This window comes from Streptomyces sp. NPDC041200 (genome assembly GCF_055591805.1).
In genome coordinates, this window is sequence record NZ_JBVIZF010000005.1 from 345,051 (window position 1) to 367,414 (window position 22,364).

21 protein-coding genes and 1 pseudogene are annotated in these 22,364 nt (G+C 69.6%); 6 read left to right on the forward strand and 16 right to left on the reverse strand.

Going from position 1 to position 22,364, the window contains the following annotated elements:
• Nucleotides 1–466: 466 nt before the first annotated feature.
• From ssuE to ACZ6CL_RS16885, 11 genes are all read right to left on the reverse strand, one after another.
• Nucleotides 467–1,024 carry an NADPH-dependent FMN reductase gene (gene ssuE, locus ACZ6CL_RS16835; RefSeq protein ID WP_468936733.1) on the reverse strand — a complete coding sequence of 186 codons (558 nt, stop codon included), beginning with the start codon at nucleotides 1,022–1,024 and terminating at the stop codon, nucleotides 467–469.
• A 59-nt stretch (nucleotides 1,025–1,083) separates the two neighbouring features.
• Nucleotides 1,084–2,523 carry an FAD-binding oxidoreductase gene (locus ACZ6CL_RS16840; protein ID WP_468936736.1) on the reverse strand — a complete coding sequence of 480 codons (1,440 nt, stop codon included), beginning with the start codon at nucleotides 2,521–2,523 and terminating at the stop codon, nucleotides 1,084–1,086.
• Complete coding sequence (locus ACZ6CL_RS16845; RefSeq protein ID WP_468936739.1) at nucleotides 2,520–3,695, reverse strand: acyl-CoA dehydrogenase family protein; 1,176 nt, start codon at nucleotides 3,693–3,695, stop codon at nucleotides 2,520–2,522. The genes ACZ6CL_RS16840 and ACZ6CL_RS16845 overlap by 4 nt, the downstream gene beginning before the upstream one ends.
• Nucleotides 3,692–4,750 carry an ABC transporter substrate-binding protein gene (locus ACZ6CL_RS16850; protein WP_468936741.1) on the reverse strand — a complete coding sequence of 353 codons (1,059 nt, stop codon included), beginning with the start codon at nucleotides 4,748–4,750 and terminating at the stop codon, nucleotides 3,692–3,694. Before ACZ6CL_RS16850 ends, ACZ6CL_RS16845 begins: the two co-directional genes overlap by 4 nt.
• A 25-nt stretch (nucleotides 4,751–4,775) precedes the next feature.
• On the reverse strand, nucleotides 4,776–5,876 hold the full coding sequence (locus ACZ6CL_RS16855) for an LLM class flavin-dependent oxidoreductase (RefSeq protein ID WP_468936743.1): 1,101 nt from the start codon (nucleotides 5,874–5,876) through the stop codon (nucleotides 4,776–4,778).
• 8 nt (nucleotides 5,877–5,884) lie between these two features.
• Nucleotides 5,885–6,877, reverse strand: coding sequence for an ABC transporter substrate-binding protein (locus ACZ6CL_RS16860; protein ID WP_468936746.1), 993 nt, complete (start codon nucleotides 6,875–6,877; stop codon nucleotides 5,885–5,887).
• Nucleotides 6,874–7,620 (reverse strand): ABC transporter ATP-binding protein, encoded by a 747-nt coding sequence (locus tag ACZ6CL_RS16865; RefSeq protein ID WP_468936748.1) that lies wholly within the window; start codon nucleotides 7,618–7,620, stop codon nucleotides 6,874–6,876. Before ACZ6CL_RS16865 ends, ACZ6CL_RS16860 begins: the two co-directional genes overlap by 4 nt.
• Entirely contained in the window at nucleotides 7,617–8,522 is a 906-nt protein-coding gene (locus ACZ6CL_RS16870; RefSeq protein ID WP_361479738.1) for an ABC transporter permease, read from the reverse strand. The genes ACZ6CL_RS16865 and ACZ6CL_RS16870 overlap by 4 nt, the downstream gene beginning before the upstream one ends.
• Nucleotides 8,523–8,572: 50 nt before the next feature.
• Nucleotides 8,573–9,424 carry a sulfurtransferase gene (locus ACZ6CL_RS16875; RefSeq protein ID WP_468936751.1) on the reverse strand — a complete coding sequence of 284 codons (852 nt, stop codon included), beginning with the start codon at nucleotides 9,422–9,424 and terminating at the stop codon, nucleotides 8,573–8,575.
• On the reverse strand, nucleotides 9,421–10,155 hold the full coding sequence (locus ACZ6CL_RS16880) for an alpha/beta hydrolase (RefSeq protein WP_468936754.1): 735 nt from the start codon (nucleotides 10,153–10,155) through the stop codon (nucleotides 9,421–9,423). The genes ACZ6CL_RS16875 and ACZ6CL_RS16880 overlap by 4 nt, the downstream gene beginning before the upstream one ends.
• Nucleotides 10,156–10,362: 207 nt before the next feature.
• Nucleotides 10,363–10,524, reverse strand: coding sequence for a hypothetical protein (locus ACZ6CL_RS16885; RefSeq protein ID WP_468936756.1), 162 nt, complete (start codon nucleotides 10,522–10,524; stop codon nucleotides 10,363–10,365).
• Between the two features lie 96 nt (nucleotides 10,525–10,620).
• Here ACZ6CL_RS16885 and ACZ6CL_RS16890 point away from each other — a divergent pair, with 96 nt between their 5' ends.
• Nucleotides 10,621–11,502 carry a LysR family transcriptional regulator gene (locus ACZ6CL_RS16890; protein ID WP_468936759.1) on the forward strand — a complete coding sequence of 294 codons (882 nt, stop codon included), beginning with the start codon at nucleotides 10,621–10,623 and terminating at the stop codon, nucleotides 11,500–11,502.
• Nucleotides 11,503–11,669: 167 nt separating this feature from the next.
• Here the strand turns inward: ACZ6CL_RS16890 and ACZ6CL_RS16895 are convergent, their stop codons facing one another.
• Nucleotides 11,670–12,758 carry an integrase core domain-containing protein gene (locus ACZ6CL_RS16895; RefSeq protein ID WP_468936762.1) on the reverse strand — a complete coding sequence of 363 codons (1,089 nt, stop codon included), beginning with the start codon at nucleotides 12,756–12,758 and terminating at the stop codon, nucleotides 11,670–11,672.
• A 208-nt stretch (nucleotides 12,759–12,966) separates the two neighbouring features.
• On the opposite strand from ACZ6CL_RS16895, the gene ACZ6CL_RS16900 reads away from it, so the two are divergent.
• The 3 genes from ACZ6CL_RS16900 to ACZ6CL_RS16910 all read left to right on the forward strand — a co-directional run bounded on the left by ACZ6CL_RS16900 (nucleotide 12,967) and on the right by ACZ6CL_RS16910 (nucleotide 16,541).
• Nucleotides 12,967–13,200, forward strand: coding sequence for a hypothetical protein (locus ACZ6CL_RS16900; protein ID WP_468936829.1), 234 nt, complete (start codon nucleotides 12,967–12,969; stop codon nucleotides 13,198–13,200).
• Between the two features lie 827 nt (nucleotides 13,201–14,027).
• Nucleotides 14,028–15,464 (forward strand): carboxylesterase family protein, encoded by a 1,437-nt coding sequence (locus ACZ6CL_RS16905; protein ID WP_468936765.1) that lies wholly within the window; start codon nucleotides 14,028–14,030, stop codon nucleotides 15,462–15,464.
• A 54-nt stretch (nucleotides 15,465–15,518) separates the two neighbouring features.
• Nucleotides 15,519–16,541, forward strand: a complete 1,023-nt coding sequence (locus ACZ6CL_RS16910; protein WP_468936767.1) for an alcohol dehydrogenase catalytic domain-containing protein — start codon at nucleotides 15,519–15,521, stop codon at nucleotides 16,539–16,541.
• 247 nt (nucleotides 16,542–16,788) lie between these two features.
• On the opposite strand, the gene ACZ6CL_RS16915 is transcribed toward ACZ6CL_RS16910, so the two are convergent.
• The gene (locus tag ACZ6CL_RS16915; RefSeq protein ID WP_468936770.1) at nucleotides 16,789–17,415 is read right to left on the reverse strand and encodes a TetR/AcrR family transcriptional regulator; all 627 of its coding nucleotides are present in this window, start codon (nucleotides 17,413–17,415) and stop codon (nucleotides 16,789–16,791) included.
• Nucleotides 17,416–17,537: 122 nt separating this feature from the next.
• Between ACZ6CL_RS16915 and ACZ6CL_RS16920 the strand changes: the two genes are divergently transcribed.
• Nucleotides 17,538–18,530: an aldo/keto reductase gene (locus ACZ6CL_RS16920; protein ID WP_468936772.1), complete on the forward strand. Its 993-nt coding sequence runs from the start codon at nucleotides 17,538–17,540 to the stop codon at nucleotides 18,528–18,530.
• A 52-nt stretch (nucleotides 18,531–18,582) separates the two neighbouring features.
• Here the strand turns inward: ACZ6CL_RS16920 and ACZ6CL_RS16925 are convergent, their stop codons facing one another.
• Nucleotides 18,583–19,515: a helix-turn-helix domain-containing protein gene (locus tag ACZ6CL_RS16925; RefSeq protein ID WP_468936774.1), complete on the reverse strand. Its 933-nt coding sequence runs from the start codon at nucleotides 19,513–19,515 to the stop codon at nucleotides 18,583–18,585.
• A gap of 88 nt (nucleotides 19,516–19,603) precedes the next feature.
• Between ACZ6CL_RS16925 and ACZ6CL_RS16930 the strand changes: the two genes are divergently transcribed.
• Entirely contained in the window at nucleotides 19,604–19,999 is a 396-nt protein-coding gene (locus ACZ6CL_RS16930; RefSeq protein WP_468936777.1) for an MmcQ/YjbR family DNA-binding protein, read from the forward strand.
• Between the two features lie 45 nt (nucleotides 20,000–20,044).
• On the opposite strand, the pseudogene ACZ6CL_RS16935 reads toward ACZ6CL_RS16930, so the two are convergent.
• Together ACZ6CL_RS16935 and ACZ6CL_RS16940 are read right to left on the reverse strand one after the other, a co-directional pair.
• Nucleotides 20,045–21,107, reverse strand: a pseudogene (locus tag ACZ6CL_RS16935) (integrase core domain-containing protein).
• Nucleotides 21,108–21,458: 351 nt separating this feature from the next.
• Nucleotides 21,459–21,872: a tautomerase family protein gene (locus ACZ6CL_RS16940; RefSeq protein ID WP_075033969.1), complete on the reverse strand. Its 414-nt coding sequence runs from the start codon at nucleotides 21,870–21,872 to the stop codon at nucleotides 21,459–21,461.
• Nucleotides 21,873–22,364 lie beyond the last annotated feature (492 nt).

Genomic DNA, 22,364 nt, shown 5'->3' on the forward strand with positions numbered 1-22,364 from the left:
CGAGCGCGGTCGAGTAGCTGAAGCACCACCACGTGAGACAGCCTGTAGGTGTGTTCTGCGCGACGGAGCAGCTTCTTGCCCGAAGGAATTGTCACCTTGCGCTTGGATTCCGGCGGTGGCCGCCGCCAGGTAAGCGGCGTATGTCTCCCGTTGGTTCCACGTAAACAGAACAGTACGAGAGTTGTTGGCGATGGCTTTTTGCGCCTCAGCGGTCGCGATACGCCCCGATCCTGCTCTGTGGCGAGCTGTACGTACCCGTTCACGAGGCGGGTGGGTTCCCTGGATCGAACCTTGATGACTTGGCCAAGGGGGTCACAGAATCAGACCACCGAGGCCACCCTCGACCCTTCAGCCCTGACTGCCCCGCCCACCCCTATGCTGCCAACCCCTCCGACAACGAGTAAGAGCCCCGGCTTACCAGTAAAACTGCTCGCCGAGGAGTGGCAACGCGACTGATCCGAGTCGGTCACGCGGCGACCGCGTCGGCGGAACCCGGGCTGCTCAGCACTGCTGAGAACTGGTCGACGACCCGTTCGAGCCCTTCCCGTGCGGCGGGATCCACCACGAGATCCTCGTCGTCCCGCGCTTCGATGTGCTTGTCCAGCACGAACCAGCCCGGTGTGATGTGTGCGGCCCCCATGGAGGCGAGCACTGGACGCAGCCCGTAGTCGATGGCCAGCACATGAGCGGTGCTGCCGCCGGTTGCCAGTGGCAGCACGGTCTTGCCCTCCAGTGCGTACTGCGGCAGCAGGTCGAGCAGCGCCTTCAGCAGCCCCGAGTACGCGGCCTTGTAGACCGGGGTGCCGATGACGAGGGCGTCGGCCCGCGCGACGAGCTGCGTGGCGCGGACGATCTCCGGGTGTCCGAAGTCCGCGTGCAGCAGGGCCTCAGCCGGGAGCGTGCGGATGTCCAGCGGGATCACCTGGTGTCCCTGTGCGGCGAGCCGGGCGTCCAGCTTGCGCAGGAGACGGGCGGTGCGGGAGGTGGGGGATGGGCTTCCGGAGACGGACAGGACGGTGGACATGGAGGGTCACCTCGAAATCGTCGGTACGGGGCACGGCGGCCGGTGGCCGCGGGACGACGTCAGAGCGCCTTGCCCGGGTTGAGGATGCCGTGTGGATCGAAGGCCGCCTTGATGCGCCGCTGGAGTCGGTGCTGAGCCGGTCCGAGCTCGTCGGCGAGCCAGCGTTGTTTGAGGGTGCCCACGCCGTGTTCGCCGGTGAGCGTGCCGCCGAGGCGGAGGGCGGCGCTGAAGATGTCGCCCGCGGCCTGCCAGGCGGCGTCCGGGATGCCGGTGAGGGCCGGGTCGAGGACGAGAATGGGGTGGAGGTTGCCGTCGGCGGCATGGGCGAAGGTGAAGATCCGCACCCCGTGGCGGTCGGCCGCTGCGTCGATCTCGCGTACGGCGGCGGCCAGTCGGCTCCGGGGTACGGCGATGTCCTCGATCAGGACCCGGCCCAGCCGCTCCAGCGAGGGCAGCGCGAGCCGCCGTGCGGCGAGCAGCCGATCCGCCTCGGCGGGGTCCCCGGTGACCTCGACCGACGTCGCGTGTCCGCGCAAGCACCGTACGGCCGCGTCGGCTTCGGCGGCCGCGCCCCGCCCATCGCACTGCAGGAGCAGCAGGGCGCCCCCGCGCGACCGCAGGTCCGTGCCCTGGGCGTCGTCCACCGCGCCCAGGACCGGGCCGTCGAGCAGCTCGGCCATGGCGGGTTCGACCCGGGCGGCGGTGAGCGCGGAGACGGCCTCGGCGCCCTGGGCGAACGTGGCGAAGTACGCGGCGACCGTGACGGTCTCCTCCGGTACCGGGCGCAGCCGCAGGGTGGCCGAGGTGATCACCCCGAGGGTGCCTTCGGAGCCGGTGAGCAGGCCGGTCAGGTCGTAGCCGGTCACGCCCTTGACCGTGCGCCGCCCGGTCCGTACGAGCGTCCCGTCCGCGAGCACCGCGTCCAGGCCCAGGAGCGCATCCCTGGTGACTCCGTACTTGGCGCAGCGGAGCCCGCCCGCGTTGGTCGCGATGTTCCCGCCGATGGTCGAGATCGCCGCGCTCGCCGGGTCGGGCGCGTAGCGCAGCCCGAACTCGCCCGCCGCGCGGTCCAGTTCGGCGGTGATGACACCCGGCTCGACGACGGCGATCTGTTCCTCGGGGGTCAGCTCCAGGACGCGGTTCATGCGGGACAGGTCGAGGACGACACTGCCCGCGCCCGCGCTCGCCCCTCCGGACAGCCCGGTTCCCGCCCCGCGTGGCACGACCGGTATCCGCAGGTCGTGGGCGTGCCGCAGTGCCGTCTGGACGTGTTCGGTGTGCGTGGCGTGGACGACCGCGAGCGGGACGCCGTCCGGCGTGCTGCCGGAGCGGTCGATGGCGTACGGGCCGGTGGCCTCGGGACCGGTGCCGAGCGTCCCGTCGGGCAGGTCGCGGCGCAGGGCCGTCAGCAGTGCGGCGGCGGCATCCGTACCGGTGGCGTGCGCGGGTGCGGAGCCCGTGCGGTCGGCCGTATCCGGACCGGACAGTGGGACGGTCATGTCGGCCTCTCACTTCGTGTGCCGAGCGCGGCCGCGCCGATGGCGAGCAGCGCCGTGTCTTCCTGCGGGGCGTGCACCGGGGCGCACTGGACGTCCCGGAAGTGGCGCTCCAGGGGGTTGTCGCGGGACAGCCCCGGATTTCCCAGCAGCCGTAGCCCCAGGGCGACCGCCTCGGTGGCGTGCCGGTCGGCCAGGACTCGGGCGCCCAGCGCGTGTTCGGGGGTGTACGAGCCGTCGGCGCCGTCGACCCGCTCCGCACCGGCGAACACCAGCTGTTCGGCGGAGTCCAGCCGCAGCGCGATCTCACCGGCCACGCGCCGGAAGCGCTCGGTACGGGCCACCGGATGGCCGAGGTTGGCGGGGGTCCGTTCGTGGGCGAAGCGGTGGACGTAACCCTGGGCGGCGCGCGCCACGCCCAGGTAGAGGGCGGCGAGCGGCAGGTGGAGGGCCGCGCCCGCGCGGTTGTCCTGTTCCGCCGCGGCGCCGTGCCCGGTGAGGTCGATGACATTGCCCTCGGGGATCTCGACGTCGTGCAGCGCGATGTCATGGCTTCCGCTGGCGCGCAGCCCCAGATGGTTCCAGCGGTGGGTGATCTCGATTCCGGGGGCGGTGCCGGGCACCACGAAGGTGCCAACCCGTGGCGTGGGCTCGTCGGTGGTGGCCCACACCAGCAGCCAGTCCAGCCCTTCCACACCGGTCGCGAAGCGCTTGTGGCCGCTGAGCGACCAGCCGTCCGATGTGCGCCGGGCCACCGTCGAGGGCAGCCCTCCTCGCGCGGGCGAGCCGAGTTCGGGCTCGACACGGATGTGGTTGAGCAGCACCGGCCGCGAAGCGGCCTCGGCCAGCACCTGCCCGTAGAGCTCTTCCGGCCAGTGTGGCCGCACGGCTTGGCGGCGGTGGACGGAGAGGCTCATGGCGGCGATCAGTGCCACCGACGGATCGCCTTCGCCGAGCGCGTGCAGGATGCGCGCGGTGTCCGCCACCCCGAGGGCGGGACCCCCGTACCGCTCGCCGACGGTGGCGGTGAGTAGCCCGGCCTCGTGCGCGGCGCGGATCCCCTCGGCCGGGAACGTGCCGTCGCGGTCGTACGCGGCCGCGGTCGTGGCGAGCTGTCGCGTCACGGAGGAGAGCGAGGAGAGATTCGGAATGGGCAGCGATAGGTCAGTGATCATGAGGCGAGGTCCTTCCGAAGCCGCGCGCTCAGCCGGTCGCTCCAGAATTCGCTCACCATCAGCTTGCGCTTCACCGCCCCGAGGTCACCGAAGGCGTCGGCGACCTTCTGCTCGGAGGCGGTGGCCCCGGCACTCACCGGCTGGATCCCAGTCCTGCGCTGGGCCTCTCCGGCCGTGAACTCCTCCAGCGCCTGATCCACTGGCTGGTGGGTGGCGGCGGCCATGAGCTTCGCGTACTCCTTCTGGCGCCCGGCGCGCACATAGGCGTACGCCTTGTCGATACGGGCCAGCAGGTCCGTCAGCGCCTTGCGCTCGGCCGCGCCGCCGAGGGTGTCGTCCGAGGCCGTCCACAGGAAGTTGCCGGAGAGGATGTCCTTGCCGGAACCGATGGTGTGGGCGCCCCGCTGATGGGCGGTGATGACCGCGTTGCCGTATCCGGCGAACGCGTCGATGGAACCGCCGTTCAACGCGGCGATCCCCTTGTCGGGATCCAGCGGGGCGGCCTCGATGTCGTCCCAGCCGAGTCCGGCACGCTTCAGGAGTTCGTAGAGGAAGTAGTGGGCGGTGGTGTTCTTGACGTAGCCGACCTTCTTGCCCCGCAGTTGCGACATCGAGGTGATCGTGGACCCCTTGGGGGCCACGACCTCCTGGTTGAGGGTGTTGCCCCGCCGCACGGCGACGACCTTGAAGTTCGGCTTTCCGTCGGCCGCCGCGAAGACCGGCGGGATCTCGCTGGAACTCGCCACGTCCAGCGCACCGGCGCGCACCGCCTCCAGTTGCCGGTCGCCGCCCTGGAACAGGCTCCACTTCACCTCGTACGGAGTGTCGTCCAGATGCGCGAACTTCAGCAGCGCCTCCTCCTCCTTCCAGCCGGTCGCACCGACCCGGAGGGTGACGGAGTGCCCCTTCCCGCCCCCGTCCGCTCCCGCGGAGCCGCCACAGGCGCTCAGCGCACCAGCGGCCAGCGCCACGACGACGGCGAGAGCGGTACGGGCGCGGGCGCGCCGGGGACGGGAGCGGGCCGGTGGCCTGGGCATGCGGGTGATGCCTTTCATGAGGGGAACGGAGGGGGAGGGGATGTCAGGCGGCCGAGGTGGCGGCGCGGTGGGCCAGCTCCTGACGGACCAGCGGCAGTACGTGGCGCCCGTAGTCGATGGCGTCGTTGAGCGGGTCGTAGCCGCGGATGGACAGCAGCTCGCAGCCGATGTCGACGTAGTCGAGCAACGCCTTGGCGACCGTCTCCGGGGAGCCGACCAGGGCCGTGGAGGCACCGGCGGCGTTGGTGGCCGCGGCGGGTGCGGTCCACAGGCAGCGGTCGTGCACCTCGCCGCGCTCGGCGACGGCCAGCAGCCGCTGCGATCCGACGTTGGACGGGGTGGCCTGGCCGACCGCCGGGTAGTGCCGGCGCTTGGCCCGCTCGGCGTGGTTGGCCTTGACCGAGCCCAGGGTGCGGTGGGCCTTCTCCCAGGCCAGCTCGTCGGTGGGGGCGATGATCGGCCGGAAGGACACCCAGATGCGCGGCCGGGGCCGGCCCGCGGCGTCCGCGTACGCGTTCACCGAGGCGATCTGCTCGGCGGTCTCCTTCAGCGGCTCGCCCCACAGCCCGAAGATGTCGCCTAGCTGCCCGCCCACCCGGTACGCGTCGCTCGACGAACCGCCCACCGAGATGGGGATGGTGCCGTTGTACGGGGCGACATCGGAGCGGAAGCCCTCGAAGCGGTAGTACGGGCCCTCGTGGGAGATCGGCCCGTCGGCCTCCCATACCCTGCGCAGGATCCGGATGTACTCGTCCGAGCGGGCGTACCGCTCGCTCTTGCCCAGATAGTCGCCTTCGCGGTGCTGCTCCTCGTCGTTGCCGCCGGAGATGATGTGCACCACCAGCCGTCCGGCGCTGATCTGGTCCAGCGTGGCCAGTGCGCGGGCCGCGTGGGTGGGGAACACCACCCCGGGGCGGTGGGCGAGGACCGGTTTGATGCGCTCGGTGTGATGGGTGACGAACTGGGCCAGCTGGAGCGCGTCCGGCGCGGCCGAGTGGTAGGTGACCAGGGTGTAGTCGAAGCCTGAGTCGTCCAGGGCGCGGGCGTAGCGGCGGGCGTAGTCCACATCGATTCCGGAACCCGCGGTGGGGTCGCCCTCGGTGGCGGGGTTGGGGTGCACGGCGCTGATGAACTCGACGGGCATGGCTGCGGTCACTCCTTGACGAGGCTGGTGTCGACGTGGTCGGCGAGGGTCGGGCTGGGGGTGAGCACCCCGATGTCGTGCATGGTGTCGCCGACCTTCTGCACGGACCGGATCACCGGCTTGGCCACCGGCAGCAGTTCGCTGTTGGCCTGGTCGACCAAATCCTTGGCAACCGTGGCCGAGGCTCCGTTGTTGTGTTGGATGGCCTTGGCATACTCGGCGGGGTGCCGGCGGGACCAGGCCAGCGCCTTGTCGAGGCGGCGCAGATAGTCGGTGATGGCCTTCTTCTTCGCCGGGACGTCAAGGGCCTTCTCGGAGGCCCCGATGAAGCCGTAGCCGCTCACCCGCCCGTTCGCGCCGTTGACCAGGAGACGGCCCCCGTGCTGCTCGGCCACCGTCTTGTACACGCCGAACGTGGCCCAGGCCTCGATCTTGCCGGAGGTGAAGGCGGCCTGGGCGTCGGTGGGCAGCAGATACTGCACATGGACGTCCGAGTAGCTCAACCCCGCCTGCTGTAGCGCGTGCGCCAAAAGATATTCGGCGATGGACCCCTTGGCCGAGGACACGACGACTTTCTTCCCCTTGAGGTCCTTGACGCTCTTCACCGGCGAGTTCTTACGGACCACGATCCCGGTGTGGGTGCCGTCGTTGTGCAGCGCTCCCACGGCCTTGACGCGTACCCCGCCGGCGAGCGCCTGGAGCGTGGGCAGATCGGCGGCGTACGAGGTGTCGGCGGCCCCGGCCTGCACGGCCTGGAACAGCGGCGCGGCACCCTCGAACTCGGCCCACTTCACCTTGTACGGCGTTCCCTTGAGGGCACCGGAGGCGTCGAACAGCGTCTTCAGGTTCTTGGCCTGGTCGCCCAGGGTCAGCGTCACCTTCGACGGATCGGTCTCGGACGCCGCCCGGCTGCCGCCCGCGCACGCGCTGGTGGCGAGGAGGGCGGTGAGCGACAGCGCGGCGCCGATCGCGCGCGCCGCGACCGTGGTCCTGCGGTTCATGCGGTTACCTCTTCTCGGTGGTGCGAAAGCGCCGAGGCGTCGTCGACCCCCAGCCGTCGCAGGAGTTCGCCGCGCAAATCCACGAAGTCGGGGGAGCCGAGCTCGCGCGGGCGGTCGAGGCCCACCTCCGCCTCGTAGGCGATGCGCCCGTCGTCCATCACCAGCACCCGGTCGGCCAGCAGGAGCGCCTCCTCGACGTCGTGCGTGACCAGCAGGATCGAGCAGCCGTGCCGCTGCCACAGGTCGGCCACCAGCCGCTGCGCCTTGCCGCGGGTGAGGGCGTCGAGCGCGCCGAACGGCTCGTCCAGCAGCAGCAGTTCGGGTTCGTGCACCAGTGCGCGGGCCAGGGAGACGCGCTGGGCCTGACCGCCGGAAAGGGTCCGCGGCCAGGCGCCCGCGTACTCCTTGATGCCGACCTCGGCCAGATAGCGTTCGGCGAGCGCGCGGTCCCCGCCCGCCAGACCGAGCACGACGTTGTGCCACACTCGCAGCCATGGCATCAGCCGGGGCGACTGGAAGGCCACCGACCGCCGCCGCGGGACGGCCATTTCGCCCTCGGTCTCGCTGTCCAGCCCGGCGAGGATCCTCAGCAGCGTCGACTTTCCGCAGCCGCTCTGGCCGAGCAGGGCCACGAACTCGCCCCCGCGGATGGTGAGATCGAGCCGGTCGAGCACCGTCTTGTCGCCGAAGGCGCGAGTCAGCCCGCGGACCTCCACGCTGTTCGTGCCGTTCACCGCGGTCATGCTCCCTCTCCTTGGAACGAGGCCCGCCAGTCCAGGAGCCGCCGGGACAGCAGCCGCACGGCGAAGTCGCACAGCAGCCCCAGCACCGCGTACACGACGAGGCACAGGACGATGACGTCGGTCTGGAAGTACTGCTGGGCATTGCTCATGAGATAGCCGATGCCGGCGTCCGCGTTGACCTGCTCGGCGAAGACCAGCGCCAGCCAGGCGGTGGACAGCGCGTACCGGAGTCCCACCAGCGCGCCGGGCAGCGCGGACGGCAGGATCACGTACCGGATCAGTCCGATGCGGCCGAGGCCCACCATCCGCCCGGCCTCGATGAGCTGGGCATCGGCGGAGCGGATGCCACCGTAGATGTTGAAGTACAGCGGGTAGGTGACGCCGAGCGCCACCAGCGCGATCTTCGGGGTCTCGTCGATGCCGAACCACACGATGAACAGCGGGATCAGACCCACCCAGGGAATGGCCCGGAACATGCCCATCGACGCGTCGATCACGTCCTCGCCCAGCCGGAACAGCCCGGCCGTGAGCGACAGGGTGAGCGCGACGGCCGCGCCGATGAGGAAGCCGAGGGCGGCGCGGCGGCCGGAGGCGGCGATGGCCTGCGTCAGTTCACCCGTGCCGATGAGGTCCGCCCCACGCTGTACGACGTCGACGGGGGAGGCCAGCACGGTCTCCGGGAGCAGGCCCGTAGCGGCGGCCAGGTACCAGATCAGCAGCAGCCCGACGGGCCCGGAGGCTCGCCGGACCCCGCGCGGGACCCGGAGGCGAGGCAGAGGCCGGGTGCGCGCGGCGGTGGGCTTGGCGGGCGGCGTCGAGTCCTTCGCCGCACCGGGGGGTGGTGGTGCGGAGGTGCCCGGTGGCGGTGAGGCCCCGGATACGGAGGAGTGCGCGGAGGGCATGATGCGGCCTCTCGGTCGGGAAGCGTTCAGGGAGGTGTTCGGGCGGCGGATCAGCCCGGCGCCGAACCCACAGCCGCGGGGCGCGCGGTGTCGGCGGACCAGGCGGACCAGGAGCCGGGGTAGAGCGCGGCCGTGACGCCGACGCGGGCCAGGGCCACGGCCGTGTGAGCCGCCGTGACGCCGGAGCCGCAGTAGACACCGACCCTGGTCGTGCCGTCGACGCCCAGCGCGGCGAAGCGCCGCGTGAGCTCCTCCACGCTGTGGAACGTGCCATCCGGCGTCAGGTTGTCGCCCGTCGGGGCGGACCGGGCGCCGGGTATGTGCCCGGCGCGCGGATCGACCGGTTCGGTCTCGCCCCGGTACCGCTCGGCCGCCCGCGCGTCCAGCAGGACGCCGGTACGGGCCACCTCGGCCGCCGCGTCGGCGTCCAGCACCGGCAGTCGCCCTGCGGCGAGCACGACATCTCCCTCGGCCGGCGGGGTGGGCTCGCCCGTTTCGACCGGCAGTCCGGCCGCGCGCCATGCGGCCAGCGCCCCGTCCAACAGTGAGACCCGCTCGACCCCGGCCCAGCGCAGCAGCCACCAGGCGCGGGCGGCTGCGGTGTTGCCATTGTCGTCGTACACCACTACCGGCTGGCCGGTGGCAAGTCCCCAGCGGCGCGCGGCCCGCTGCAGCACGGCAAGGTCCGGCAGCGGATGGCGGCCGCTCTCCGGGGCGAGAGGAGCGGCGAGTTCGGTGTCCAGGTCGACGTACACCGCACCGGGGATGTGTCCGGCGCGGTAGTGGTCACGGCCGTGCGGATCGCCGAGCCGCCACCGTACGTCCAGGACGACGGGCGCCGGATCACCGTGGGACAGCCGGGAGTACAGCTCGGCCGGAGTGGTGAGGACGGGGGCGGTCATACGAGGCCCTCCGTGACGGCGATGGGTGCGAGACCGGAATCCAGCCGCAGCCGCTCCAGGAAGAGGACCACCGTGGCTGCGGCGGTGCGGTGGGTCACGTCGTTGAGGACGTCGTGCCGCGTGCCGACCAGGCTCACCAGCTCCGCGCCGGGCAGGCCGCGGAACACGCGGCGGACCTCACCGAGCGGGCTGACGGTGTCCTCGGCCCCGTGCAGCCCGAGCACCGGAACGGAGATCCCGTCCAGCGCCGGCGACTCCAGCGCCGACGGACCCGCCAGGGCGCCGCGCCGGAACGCCTCGTCGTCGGTCAGCCTGCCACGGTGGGTGGGGCAGGCGGTGCGCTGCTCCAGCTCGTCCTCCCAGTCCGCGGCGGCGACCTCGGTGGGGTGCGGACCGGTCGGCAGTCCGGCGAGGATCAGCGCGTCCAGCCCGGGGGTGCCGAGGGCGGCGAGCCGCGCCGCGTGGGCCGCCCCGGTGTCGGAGCCGACCAGTACGTGGGGGCCCGGGTGCGTCTCGTCGCGCAACAGCTTGGTGGCCGCCTCGGTGATGGCCTCCGGATCGGACGAGGCATCCCCCAGGGCGCGGACGCGATAGCCGTCGGCGGAGATCCGGCGGCCGAACCGCTCGTACACACCGCCGTGTTCACCCCGCCCGGGGAGGAGCACGAGCGTGCCGCGCGGGGCGATTCCCGCTGGTTCGTCCCAGGAGTGGACAGGCTGAGCAGAGGACATGAGAACTCGATTCATCGACAGTGACGCCCGCCCGCACGAGCGAGGCGGAGCAGCCGCGCGGGCGCGGAGACGCGCAGGCGCGGACGGGACGGGGTGAGACGAAGGCAGGAAGCCGTTGCCGACGCGGAAGCCAGGACACGAACAGGCGACGGCTGAGACGGCTGACGAGCACGAAGACCGGCGGCGAGGGCCGGGGAGAGCTGTTGGTCAGCGACAGCGCATGGCGCCGGTGCGGCCGAAGTCGACCACGCGCCGCCGGGTCAGCCAGGCGCACCTGGCGCGGCACACCGCCGGTCCGGCGGCCGAAGGCCCGGATCCGGTGCGGTGCGTGCGCGGCCGGTGGGCCGCCACGAGCGGTGTGCATGGCATGACCTCAGGATGCACGAACCCGGAGTCGGGCGTCCAACGATGATTTGCCATCAAAATCGATCGTGATCAGCGATCGATCGGTGCTAGCCTGCGCACATGCGGCCGGTACTGGACATCGTGGCGTTGCGCAGCCTCATCGCCGTCGCCGACTACGAAGGCTTCCACCGCGCCGCCGGCGCACTCGCCCTCAGCCAATCCACCGTCAGCCAGCACATTCGGCGGCTGGAGAAGTCACTCGGACGCCCCATCGTCGAACGCGACGGCAGGAAGACCCGGTTCACCGCCCATGGGGCCCGGCTGCTGGAAGAGGCCCAGCAGATCGTCGGCGCACACGACGCTGCCCTCCGCCGGCTCATGGGGGAGGATCAGCCCGACGAGGCACCGGTCGCCATCGGCGCCACCGAACACGGCGCCGACCAGATCCTTCCCGTACTCACCGCGGCCGTACGCGACACCCGGCCCGGCGCCGAGGTCCGCGTGCGCATAGACCGCTCGGCACGGCTGTCGGACGCCGTCGCACGCGGCGAACTCGATCTCGCCGTCTACGTCACCGAGGCGGCACACGCCCCGGGCACCTCTGTGGGCGAACTGCCCCTGCGCTGGTACGCCGCCCCCGGCTGGACACCCCCCGCCGCCCCTGCCCCCTTCCCTCTGGTCGCCATCAGCGACCCGTGCGTGATCCGCAGCCGTGCCCTGACCGCGCTCGCCTCCCATCACACACCCGCCATCGTGGTCGCCGAGGCCGGATACCTCGCCGGGGTCCTGGACGCGGCCCGCGCCGGACTCGGCGCCGCGCTGCTCGCCATCCCCGGCAGCCCGTACCCTGACGGCCTCACACCACGCCACGACCTCCCCGCCGTCCCCCCGGTCCGCCTCAGCGCCCGGGCCCGCAGCGGCTGCGACCCCTCCCTGACCCGCGCCACCATTGAGGCCGTACGCGCACTGCTCACCTCCCGCGAGGCGGACACCGCGGTGTGATCCGACGCCCGGTGACCTCGTGCTTCGGGCGGGCCTCATCGCCCCGGCGGGGTGGTGGTCTCCGGCGCGCGTGGTCAGGCGCTTCGGCCGTGGCGGATGAGCAGGTACATCTCACAACCCAGGCAGTAGCCGAAGGCCTGTGCCGTTCAGAAACTCATCGCGGCTGGTCAGGCCGCATATCTGTACTCGTTGATCAGGCCGCCAAGGATGCGAGTCTGCAGTAGTCGTGGCGGGGTGCTCGGGTCAGCCCGCGGTGTGACCAGGTCGTTGGCGTCAGGCGGCAGTTGCTCTCGAGCTTGATGGGGGCGATGGCCGTTATAGTGCCGGGTGTAGACATCGAGGATGTGCCGGGCGTGGGTCTCGTTCCAGATCAGGACGTGATCGAGGACCTCGCGTCGCAGTGTCCCAATGACCCGCTCGCAATGCGCATTTATCCGTGGGGACCTCGGCGCAGTCCTCAAGACCTTGATGCTCTCGGACTCGAAGACCGCGTCGAACGAGTCAATGTACTTGCTGTCCCGGTCGCGGACCAAGAAGCGAAGCGACTCAAAGTGCACGCCCAACTCGACGGCTAGGTTGCGGGCTTGCTGTACCGTCCACTGCGCAGTCGGGTGGGCGGTGACGCCGGCAATGTGCAGGCGGCGATTGCTGTGCCCAAGGAAGACCAGCGCGTAGACCCGGCGGAGATCCACCAGATCGATGTGCAGGAAGTCGCAGGCGATGATGCTGTCGGCCTGCATCGTGAGGAACTCACGCCATGTCGGCCCGGCTCTGCGAGGCGCAGGGCCTATGCCGGCAGCGGTCAAGATCGCCCATACCGTGGAAGCACCGATCCGATGCCCGAGCTGCGCCAGTTCGCCTTGGATTCGGCGGCACTCCCATCGCGGATTCTCTCGGGCCATCCGCAGCACGAGCTCCCTGATCACCTTCGCCGTCCGTGGTCGGCCAGGTTTGCTCCGACGCTTGCTGTAGTCCCAGCCGCGTGCGACAAGCCTTCGGGGCCACGCCAGCAAAGTCCTTGGAGTCACTGGGAACACCTGCGCCCATCGCCACCGGGGTATCAGGGAGGACAGCGTGGCGAACCACACTCGGTCCACCGGCTCGTAGCGCACCGGACGCTCGAGCTGTCTGCGCAGCACCGCGTTCTCGTGTCGGAGTACCAGTAGTTTTGCGTCCTTGGCTGCCTGTTGGCGGAGCAATACCACTGGGACGGACAGCAGCTTCCGCGTTAGCTGATACACCAGCGAGACGATCATCCTCGGCATCGTCCCAGGCGGCCCCGAGTATCACCAGACCCCCCTACGACCTGCAACGACGCATTGCTGAACGGCACAGGCGGGACAGGAACTGCGCCAGCGGTCAGCCGAGGGTCGTGGTTGGCCGGTTGGCGCCGCTTTCGGGGCCGCCGGAGACATCGCCCAGGGCCGTACCACCTTCGAACAGGTCATCAACGACCCGGACAGCCTGGCTGACCTCCCCGCCATCCAACTGGCCGCCGCCGAGGGCAGAGACCTCGATGGCGAGGCAATCCTCACCATCGTCTGGAACGCCTACCAGAGCGCCACTGGCAACGAACCACCCCGCGACACCTTCACGATCCGCTACCCCCACCTCGACCCCGAGTGGAACTTCGACTTCGACGACCACGAACGCATCGCCGCCCGACTGCCCCGCATCGCCGCCGTGTACCCAGCTTGACCCATCGGGCAACGATCACCGCCGCACCGGGCAACGATCACCATCTACAGAGAAGCAGGGCAGGTCAGGACCTCTCGGAAACACCCCTACGTGTCTCTCGTCGGTGGCGCCTGCGATGTTCACGACGAATGCTGTTGTACCGAGGGCAGACGCTCGGGAACCCGCGCACCGAGGCCGACGCACGGCCGCAGCTGGGAACCCAGGGATGGCATCGGGCCTGCGACGGCCACGACATACGCCCCGCTTGCTGGATGAAGGGACGACGACGAGGGCTGGCCTTCACGCAAGTCCCGCCCGAGTTCGAGTCACCGAGCGCTCAGAAATTGCGAACTCAGGCGCTTTAGTCGGCGACTACATCGGAGACAGCACCCGAGCCGAAATCGCCTACGCCCGGTCGCTGGGCAAGCCCGTGCGGTTCACGCACCCCGAAGTCGACCCTGGCGCCTGACCGCCCGCTGCCACCTCGACAACCAGGGCCGGCAGCCCGCCGCCTGACCGTCTCGCGGTGGCTTCGGCCGCCGCCCACCCCACACCCTCCGCAGGCATCCCTTGGAATTGATCATCTAGGGCGAGTGGAACACCTGGGGCCGAGGACCAGTCCGGCCGCCGCGGGCCCTCCAACTTCCCACTACGCGCAGTGCACGTACAGAGCGGAAGCCAAGATCCCCGACAGCGTCAGCTTCTAACTGTCACTTGGTGACCATCTGGTGACCGCTGCCCGGCGGGCGTTTTGTCAGTTCTCAGGGAACGATGGGAACGCGTCACCACGAGCGACCAGCCGCCGACTCACCGCGCGAAGCATCCGAACCGCCCCGGAAGGACATGTCATGACCTCCACCGCGCCCAAGGCCCCGACTGCACCAGGGGTACGGTCCTGGTGGGGGATCCCGTACGCCACCGCCGAACGGTACCGCCGTCCCGTGGTCGCGGACTTCGATCCGGACCTCCCTTACGACCGCAAGGGCGTCGCCTCCGTCCAGCCCGACACCGGCGACTGGCTCGAAGCGGACAGCGGGACGGGCGAGGACTGCCTGAACCTGAACGCGTGGGCCCCCGAACAGCCAACCGACAAGGCGCTGCCGGTGACCGTGTACATCCACGGCGGCGGATTCGAGTACGGCGCGAACACACAGATCACCTCGAACGCCTCCGGTCTCGCCGCGACGGGGCGCGTGGTGGGCGTGTCGGTCAACTACCGGCTCGGCGCGCTGGGTGCCCTCTCGCTCTCGCAGTACGGCGGGCGACTCGCCGAGGCCAGCAACCTCTGCCTGCAGGACGTCATCGCCGCGCTGACCTGGATCAAGCGGAACATCGCCCACTTCGGCGGCGACCCCGACAACGTCACCGTCTACGGCCACAGCGGCGGCGCCTATGCCACCTTCGGCCTGCTCGGCGCCGCCTCCGCCAATGGCCTGTACCGGCGACTGGCCGGGTTCTCCGCCGGGCCCTCGCGTCTCCAGCCGGTCTGGTGGGCCGAGGAACTTGCCCACCGGTTCGTCACCGAACTCGGCGTCGCGGACAACCCCGACAAGCTGATCGACCTCGACACGGCTTCCCTGGTGGCCGCTCTGCACAAGGTCACCCCGACGGACCTCGGAGTCCGTGGCGGGATGGACAGCAAGAGTCTCGGCGTCGTCCTGGACACCGGACAGCCCGGTGCGGTGCTGCACGCCCACCCCATGGACGAACTCGCCTCGGGCGCACACCGTGATGTCGACGTGCTGCTGAGCATGGCCAGTGACGACATGGGCTGGTGGGTGGCGAACGACCTCGACCGTTTCGACCCGCACACCGTCGACCGCATCGTCGATGAGGTCGCGGGGTGGCGCATTCCCCGCTCCCGCGCCAAGAAGATCGTCGACGCTTACGACCAGGGCGGCCGCACCCCTGCCGAGGTCCGCGCCGCGCTCCTGACGGACTACGTCTTCGGGCTCCCCGCAGCCCGCGGCGCTCTGACCCACGCCGCCGGCGGCGGCAACGCCCATCTCCTTCTGATCGGGCCCGCCGAGGGCGCTCCCGCCGTGCACGGCACCGAGATGTACGCCCTGGTCGGCCAGGAACAGCCGGGCCGCAGCGCAGAACAGGCCGAGCGTGACACGCGTATCCGCGACATCGTCCTCGACTTCGCCACCGGCGAGCAGACCGGCCTGTGGCCCGCCGTCACGGACCGGCCCGCCTCGGAAAGCGTCGGCATCCCTCCCTTCGAGGCCACCGCCCACTACCAGCAGGCCCTCGACCTGTGGGAGGGCATCGACCGCGCCTGACAGTCGGCGGGCGATACGGGAACAGCGCAGGGGACAAACGGTAAGGAACTCGGCATGAGCCAACCGTCAGCAGTCGGCGACGCTGCACCGGCGACGATGCGGGCCGTCGTCGTCACCCGGCCCGGCGGCCTCGACGCACTGGAGATCAAGGACGTGCCGGTGCCCGTCCGCAAGCCAGGCTGGGTGCGGATCAAGGTGAAGGCGTTCGGCGTCAACGAGTCCGAGGTCACCACCCGCAAGGGCGAGTCGGACGCGGTGGTCACCTACCCGCGCGTGCCCGGCATCGAGGGCGTCGGGGTGGTCGACGAGGTCGACGAGGACAGCGAACTGAGGCCGGGACAGCGGGTGGCGACCATGATGGGCGGCATGGGCCGCTCATACGACGGCGCGTACGCCCAGTACGTGACCGTCCCTGCGGAGCAGGTCATCCCGTTCGAGACCAGTCTGCCGTGGGAGGTCGTCGGTGCGCTGCCGGAGATGTTCCAGACCGCGTACGGCTCCCTCGCCACCGGCCTCGGCCTGCAGGCGGGGCAGATGCTGCTGATCCGCGGCGGCACCTCCACCGTCGGGCTGAGCGCGGCCACGATCGCGAAGGACATCGGAGCCACCGTGCTGTCCACCACCCGCAGCCCGGCCAGGGCCGGGCAACTGCGGGCCGCGGGCGTCGACCACCCCCTCCTCGACAGCGGCACGATCGCCGACGAGGTGCGCGAGCTGATGCCGGAGGGCGTCGACGCCGTACTGGAGCTGGTGGGCTGCTCGGTCCTCGCCGACACCCTCCGCACCGTCCGCCGGCACGGCACGGTCTGCTTCACCGGAGCCCTGGCGGGCCAGTGGGCGATCCCCGATTTCAACCCGTTCATGATCCCCAACGGGGTGCGGCTGACGTCCTACGGCGGTCAGGCCGCCGACCTGCCGGCCGAAGTCTTCGCCCGCCAGCTCCAGGCCATCGCCGCGGGGAGCCTCGAAGTCCCGGTCGCGAAGGTCTACCACGGCCTGGAACAGGTCCGTGACGCCCATGCCGGTGTCGAGTCCGGCACCACGCCGGGCAAGCACGTCGTCGTCCTGGACGACTGAGACCTGGGCAACTGAGAAACGACAACCAACCACCCCCAATACGCGAGGGCCGACAACGTAAGCGCCGGTGAGCACGAAATCCTGACACCGCGTGAGGCGCAAGGGGCGCCCGTGCCTGCCACCCGGCACCTGTTCCCCTGGCCCAGGAGCGCTGATTCGTCGGCAGGATGCGCCCATTGGTGAGCGGCAAGGGCGGCCGGCACCGTTTCGGGAATGTTCGAGCAGGCTGCCGCCGGTCCGGGCGACCTCAGCGTGCTCGAGGGAAAAGCCGCTCGACTGCGGTCACCACCGCGGCGCGGCGGGCGGCGGTGGTGGGGTCCACGGCGTGTGCGGCGGCGGCCTCGCTGAGTTCGGGTTGCGACGCCCAGGTCGTGGCGATCTGGTTGACCAGGGCGAGGACGTCGGCCGGGTCCCAGGTGGGGTCGAGCTGTCCAGCCTGCTGCACCTGGCGGAGGAGGTCGATTTTGCGGGTGATCGCTGCCTGGGTGGGATCGTCGGTATCGGTCGCGGTGCCCGGCAGTTCGAGGCGGCCCCAGGTGATCAGGCGGTGGTGGTCTGGACGGGCGACGAAGTAGTCGAACAGGCGGCCCGCGTAGCCAGGGAGGTCGGACGGGTCTATATGGGTGGCCTCAGCGATGACGACATACTCCCGTGCAGCGACAGCGGCATAGAGCGCGTCTTTGCCACGGAAGTAGGCGTAGACGCGTTCTTTGCTGGTCTTGGCGAGCTTGGCGATGCGGTCCACGCGCGCGCCGGCGATGCCGTGCCGGGCGAACTCCTCCATGGCAGCGGTAAGGATGCGCTCGCGCGTGGTGTCGCCGCCGCCGGCGGCGGCGGGCGCTGCGGTCTGGCCGGAGTCGCGGGACTGGGACATGGCCCCAGGATAAAGCACCGAACCGTTCGGTTTGGCATCCGGGTGATCGGCGCGTAGAGTCAAACAGAACAGTTCGGTTTGACCTGCGGGTGAAGCCGGCGAAACACCGAGGGAGTGAACTCATGCAGCACCGCAATCTGGGCTCTCAGGGTCTGCGCGTCTCGGCGCTCGGCCTGGGAATCATGGGCATGTCCATGGGGTACGGCGCCTCGAACGACGACGAGGGCATCGCGACCATCCGCCGCGCCCACGAACTCGGGATCGACTTCTTCGACACCGCCGAGCTGTACGGCGCCGGTACCGGCAGCAACGAGACCCTCCTGGGCGAGGCGGTCAAGGACTTCCGCGACGAGGTAGTCCTCGCCACCAAGTTCGGCTTCGACATGACCGCCCCGCTGCACAGCCCCGGCTTCAACAGCCGCCCGGAGAACATCCGCAAGGTCGCCGAGAACAGCCTGCGCTACCTGCAGAGCGACCACATCGACCTCTTCTACCAGCACATCTCCGACCCCGCCGTTCCGGTCGAGGAGGTCGCCGGCGTGGTCGGCGAACTGATCACCGAAGGCAAGGTGAAGTACTTCGGCCTGAGCAACGTCGGCCCCCAGTACATCCGCCGCGCCCACGCCGTCACCCCGGTCTCCGTGCTCCAGTACGAGTACTCGCTCTTCGAGCGGGAGGTCGAGCAGAACATCCTTCCCGCTCTGCGGGAACTCGGCATCGGTCTGGTGCCCTACTCCCCGCTCGGCCGCGGCTTCCTCGCCGGTCAGGTCAAGCCCGCCAGCGAGTACCCCGCGGACGACATGCGCAGCTGGGACGAGCGCTGGCAGGGCGAGAACTACACGTACAACGTGCACGCCATCGAACAGCTCAATGATCTGGCCGGCACCAGGGGCATCACTACCGCCCAACTCGCGCTGGCCTGGCTGCTCGCCCAGGGCGAGGACGTCGCGCCCATTCCCGGCACCCGCAGCACCAAGCGCCTTGAGGAGAACGCCGGCGCCACCGACGTCCAGCTCTCCGCCGCCGATCTGGCCCGTATCACGGAGATCCTCCCCCACGGCTCGGCAGGCAGCCGCTACCCCGCTGCGATGCTGTCCAGCTTCACCACGGACTGACCGCGCCGAGCCATCGCCTCCTGACGGGCAAGGGGCCTGCGCCGCGTTTCCGTCACGCGTCGGTCCTCACTGCGCGGGCCGCGAAGGCGGCCGGGGTGAGACCGGTGCGGTCGCGGAAGAAGCGGCCGAAGTTCGCGGGATCGGTGAAGCCAAGGTGGTCGGCCACGGACCGGGCATCCCATCGGGCGCTTCCCAGCAGGCGCCGGGCTTCGAGCAGGCGCCGCTCGTCGATGAGCTCACGCACTCCCTTGCCGGTGGCGTCCCGGGCGGCGCGGCTGAGGGTGCGGACCGAGCAGCCGAGCAACTCGGCGTAGTCCGCGGCTTGGTGCAGTTCGCGGAAGTGCAGCTCCAGGGCGTCTGTGAACCGTCCGTAGGCGTCACCACGGCTTCTGCCGGCACCCGTGTCGGCGGGGGTGATCCCGGGGGCGTCGGTGAGGCGCAGCAGCAACGATTCGAGCAGGCTGCGCCGCAAGGCGTGATGGACATCGAGGGGGCGGCGCCCGAGTGCGCGGTGTTCGTCCAGAAGCTGGAGTGCCGTCTGCTGGAGCCAGGCGGCATCGCCGGGGTGCGGGCTCAGTACGGCAGGAGCCTCGTGTGCGGTGAGCGGGGCCAGCAGGCGGGCGAGGTCGGGCCGCAGTACATCCGGTTCGAACAGGATGAACGGGCCGCGGGCGGCGCCGGGCGGATGCCAGCACTGCGCGTGCCCCGGGCGCACCCACAGCCACTGGCCGGGGGCGACGGTCCGCGTGAGGTGGTCGACGTCGTGCCGCAACTCGCCCTCGGTGACGGCGATGAGGTAGTGGAAGGTGGCGCGGCCCGGACGGGGCGGGTTCCACGGCCAGTCGTCGTGCTGGGCGAAGAAGTCCTCGACGGTGCTCACCTCAAGGCCGTACGGGGTGCCGACCGGGGGCTGGAAACCGTACAACGGGACCGCGGCCGGTCCGGCCTGTCCGCTCGGGCTGGGGTGTCGCTTGTCGACCATCACGTGTCCGCAGCCTACTGCCCTATTTGTCGGCTTCGAAGGAAGGATGGGGTGTGCCGCCGCGACCACCCCGTGAGGAAGGCAACGCCCCATGAACGGAACGACCCTGCACCAGACCGCCGCCGACTGCGCCGAGGAGCTTCCCGGAGCCCAGCTGGAGCATCCCTTCGGCGACGACTGGGAGGTCTTCAAGGTGCGCGGCAAGGTGTTCATGCTGATGACCGAAGTCCCGGGGCGCCCCGTCGTGATCCTCAAGGCGGACCCCGGTGAGGCCCACGCCCTGCGGGAGCAGTACAGCCACATCACCCCCGGCTACCACATGAACAAGAAGCACTGGATCACCTTGGAGAGCGGAGAAGGCGTCGACAAGGAACTCGTCAGAGAGCTCGTCACCGACTCCTACCGACTCGTGGTCGCCCACCTGCCCAAGGCCGAGCAGCCCGTCGACCCGCACACCTACGGCACCAGCACGCGGGCGGCCTGGTGAGTGCGGCCGGTGACCGTGTCGGGCTCGAAAAGTCATCGCTACTGGTCAAGCGGCGTAGTGGTACTCGTTGATGAGGCCGCCGAGGACGCGTGTGCGCAGGAGTCTGCGTGCGTTGAGGTTGTGCACGGTGATGGGCTGCTGCCCGGCGTCAGGAGGTAGCTGGTCTCGGCTTCGATGAGGGCGATGTGTGTTGTAGTGCCGCTGGTAGGCGGCCAGGACCTGTCGGGCGTGTGCCTCGTTCGTGATCAGGATGTGGTCGAGGGCCTCGCGCCGGATGCTGCCGATCACCCGTTCACAGTGGGCGTTCATCCGCGGCGTTCGTGGCGCGCTCTTGATCACCTCCATGCCATCGGCTTCGAAGACGGCGTCGAAGGACTGTCCGTACTTGCCATCGCGGTCACGGAGCAGGAATCGCAGGGACTCCATACGCGTGTTCAGGTCGGCGGCTACGTTCCGGGCCTGCTGCACGGCCCATTCCCGGGAGGGATGTGCCGTGACGTTGGAGATATGGAGGCGCCGGGTGCCGTGTTCGAGGAAGGCGAGCGCGTACAGTCTGCGTCCGAACACGGTGTCGAGATGGAAGAAGTCTGCCGCGATGATGCCCTCGGCCTGGTTCGTGAGGAACTCGCGCCAGGTTGGGCCGGTACGGCGTGGGGCTGGATCGATGCCCGCGGCTGTCAGGATGTTCCATACGGTGGATGCGGCGATCGGGTGCCCCAGGCGAGCCAGCTCGCCCTGGATCCGCCTGTGGCCCCACCTCGTATTTTCCCGGGCCAGTCGCAGTATGAGCTTCCTGAGCGCCGCCCTGGTCGGTGGTCTCCCGGCCCCATTTCGCCGCGATGAACCTGCGATGCCACGCCAGCAGGGTGCCGGGCGTGATCGGGAAGACCCCACGCCACCGGCAGCGGGGTATCAGCCCGGACAGCGCAGCCAGCCAGAACCGGTCAAAGGGCTCATACCGGACTCGGCCGTGGATCTGACGCCTCAACACCGCGTTCTCGTGCCGCAACACGAGCAACTCCGCGTCCTTCGTGGCCTGGCTGCGCAGCAGTACCCGGGGGATGGACAGTAGCTTGCGCACGACCTTGTACACCAGTGAGACGGTCACGCGGACATGCTCTCAGCCGAGGCCGAATACCTGACGTCACCTGCAGCGACGACTTTTCGAGCCCCACAGGCTCCGCTCGCGATAATGAACCGAAGGGCGTAATGACCGCTGCTGGCATTAAATAGCGCCGATTACTGGTTATGACGTCTATTCGATGTCAGGCCGTGACAAGGGGCTCACGATAATCGATGCGCGTGACATCGCACAGGTCGCCGCCCTTGAGCTGCTCCGTCGCGAACGGGGCCTGAATCCTTTTCCGCTAATGAGCCCCACACCTGAGAAACAATCGGGACGTCCGTTTCAAGTCATTTTCGCTGCCCCGATCCAAAGAACAGGGCAGCTTCTTCCTTCTTACTTGTTTACCCAAGGCATAGAGAGGTCGATGTCAGAGACCAGCTTTCCACCGCCGAAGCTCATGTTCTCCAAGGGAATGGCATACATCATCAGGGTGACATCGTCCTGGCTGACGCCAACCTTTTCTACGGCGTATCGGGTGACCAACTCCGCGAGCTTGCGTTTCTGCTCCACCGTCCTGCTCGTACCGGTCGTCACCGTTACGATCATGCGCTTGTCGGATCTCTTCACGTCAGGAAAAGTCGGATGGATGAAGAATTCATCGTCCTTGTGCTCACTGATGATGACGAAACGGTCATCCATAGGTGTATCCATGGCTTCATGAAGAGCGAGATTCAAGGCATCCGCCAGAGCCCGCTTCTCTTCGCTAGAGAACTTTTGAGCCGGAAGGTGGGCGTGAAACATTGGCATGAGTGTTTCCTCGGTTGTGTTGTTCAGGTCAGATGAGGCGATGAAGTTGGCTGTTTTCTCGGCTTAGCTAAGAGCGGATCATCGGCGAGGCGGCCGCCGGCGCAGGCCGCGACCCGAGGACGCTCCGGCGTCTACAACGTGACCGGCGTGATCGGCGACCGCGGGGACGGACCGGGGCTCGTCGGCAAGGTGCGGCGGTGGGCAGACACCCTCGCCGAGTGGGCCGTGGAACTCGGCTTCGACACCAGACCCGAGCCCAGGTCAGCCACTACCGACGACGCGGCGACCCACTTCCGCTCCGCCTACAGCCCTGGGCGCACCACCGACCGATCCCGCCGATCGCCGACCCTCAAGATCTCCGGCTGTAGTACCTGTCCGGAAACCTCGGGGCACCCCAGTCTCTTCGTTTGCATCAGGTGTCGGTCGGGCCTCAGCCCTGGAACGGCAAGTGCGGTCGAGCCCCTCGCCGGCATGGCCCGCGCGGCGCGTGCC

Excerpts from the sequence above, each read along its gene's own strand:
- ssuE (WP_468936733.1), bottom strand. The coding sequence starts at position 1,024 with ATGTCCACCGTCCTGTCCGTCTCCGGAAGCCCATCCCCCACCTCCCGC.
- ACZ6CL_RS16840 (WP_468936736.1), bottom strand. The coding sequence starts at position 2,523 with ATGACCGTCCCACTGTCCGGTCCGGATACGGCCGACCGCACGGGCTCC.
- ACZ6CL_RS16845 (WP_468936739.1), bottom strand. The coding sequence starts at position 3,695 with ATGATCACTGACCTATCGCTGCCCATTCCGAATCTCTCCTCGCTCTCC.
- ACZ6CL_RS16850 (WP_468936741.1), bottom strand. The coding sequence starts at position 4,750 with ATGAAAGGCATCACCCGCATGCCCAGGCCACCGGCCCGCTCCCGTCCC.
- ACZ6CL_RS16855 (WP_468936743.1), bottom strand. The coding sequence starts at position 5,876 with ATGCCCGTCGAGTTCATCAGCGCCGTGCACCCCAACCCCGCCACCGAG.
- ACZ6CL_RS16860 (WP_468936746.1), bottom strand. The coding sequence starts at position 6,877 with ATGAACCGCAGGACCACGGTCGCGGCGCGCGCGATCGGCGCCGCGCTG.
- ACZ6CL_RS16865 (WP_468936748.1), bottom strand. The coding sequence starts at position 7,620 with ATGACCGCGGTGAACGGCACGAACAGCGTGGAGGTCCGCGGGCTGACT.
- ACZ6CL_RS16870 (WP_361479738.1), bottom strand. The coding sequence starts at position 8,522 with ATGCCCTCCGCGCACTCCTCCGTATCCGGGGCCTCACCGCCACCGGGC.
- ACZ6CL_RS16875 (WP_468936751.1), bottom strand. The coding sequence starts at position 9,424 with ATGACCGCCCCCGTCCTCACCACTCCGGCCGAGCTGTACTCCCGGCTG.
- ACZ6CL_RS16880 (WP_468936754.1), bottom strand. The coding sequence starts at position 10,155 with ATGTCCTCTGCTCAGCCTGTCCACTCCTGGGACGAACCAGCGGGAATC.
- ACZ6CL_RS16885 (WP_468936756.1), bottom strand. The coding sequence starts at position 10,524 with ATGCCATGCACACCGCTCGTGGCGGCCCACCGGCCGCGCACGCACCGC.
- ACZ6CL_RS16890 (WP_468936759.1), top strand. The coding sequence starts at position 10,621 with ATGCGGCCGGTACTGGACATCGTGGCGTTGCGCAGCCTCATCGCCGTC.
- ACZ6CL_RS16895 (WP_468936762.1), bottom strand. The coding sequence starts at position 12,758 with ATGATCGTCTCGCTGGTGTATCAGCTAACGCGGAAGCTGCTGTCCGTC.
- ACZ6CL_RS16905 (WP_468936765.1), top strand. The coding sequence starts at position 14,028 with ATGACCTCCACCGCGCCCAAGGCCCCGACTGCACCAGGGGTACGGTCC.
- ACZ6CL_RS16910 (WP_468936767.1), top strand. The coding sequence starts at position 15,519 with ATGAGCCAACCGTCAGCAGTCGGCGACGCTGCACCGGCGACGATGCGG.
- ACZ6CL_RS16915 (WP_468936770.1), bottom strand. The coding sequence starts at position 17,415 with ATGTCCCAGTCCCGCGACTCCGGCCAGACCGCAGCGCCCGCCGCCGCC.
- ACZ6CL_RS16920 (WP_468936772.1), top strand. The coding sequence starts at position 17,538 with ATGCAGCACCGCAATCTGGGCTCTCAGGGTCTGCGCGTCTCGGCGCTC.
- ACZ6CL_RS16930 (WP_468936777.1), top strand. The coding sequence starts at position 19,604 with ATGAACGGAACGACCCTGCACCAGACCGCCGCCGACTGCGCCGAGGAG.
- ACZ6CL_RS16940 (WP_075033969.1), bottom strand. The coding sequence starts at position 21,872 with ATGCCAATGTTTCACGCCCACCTTCCGGCTCAAAAGTTCTCTAGCGAA.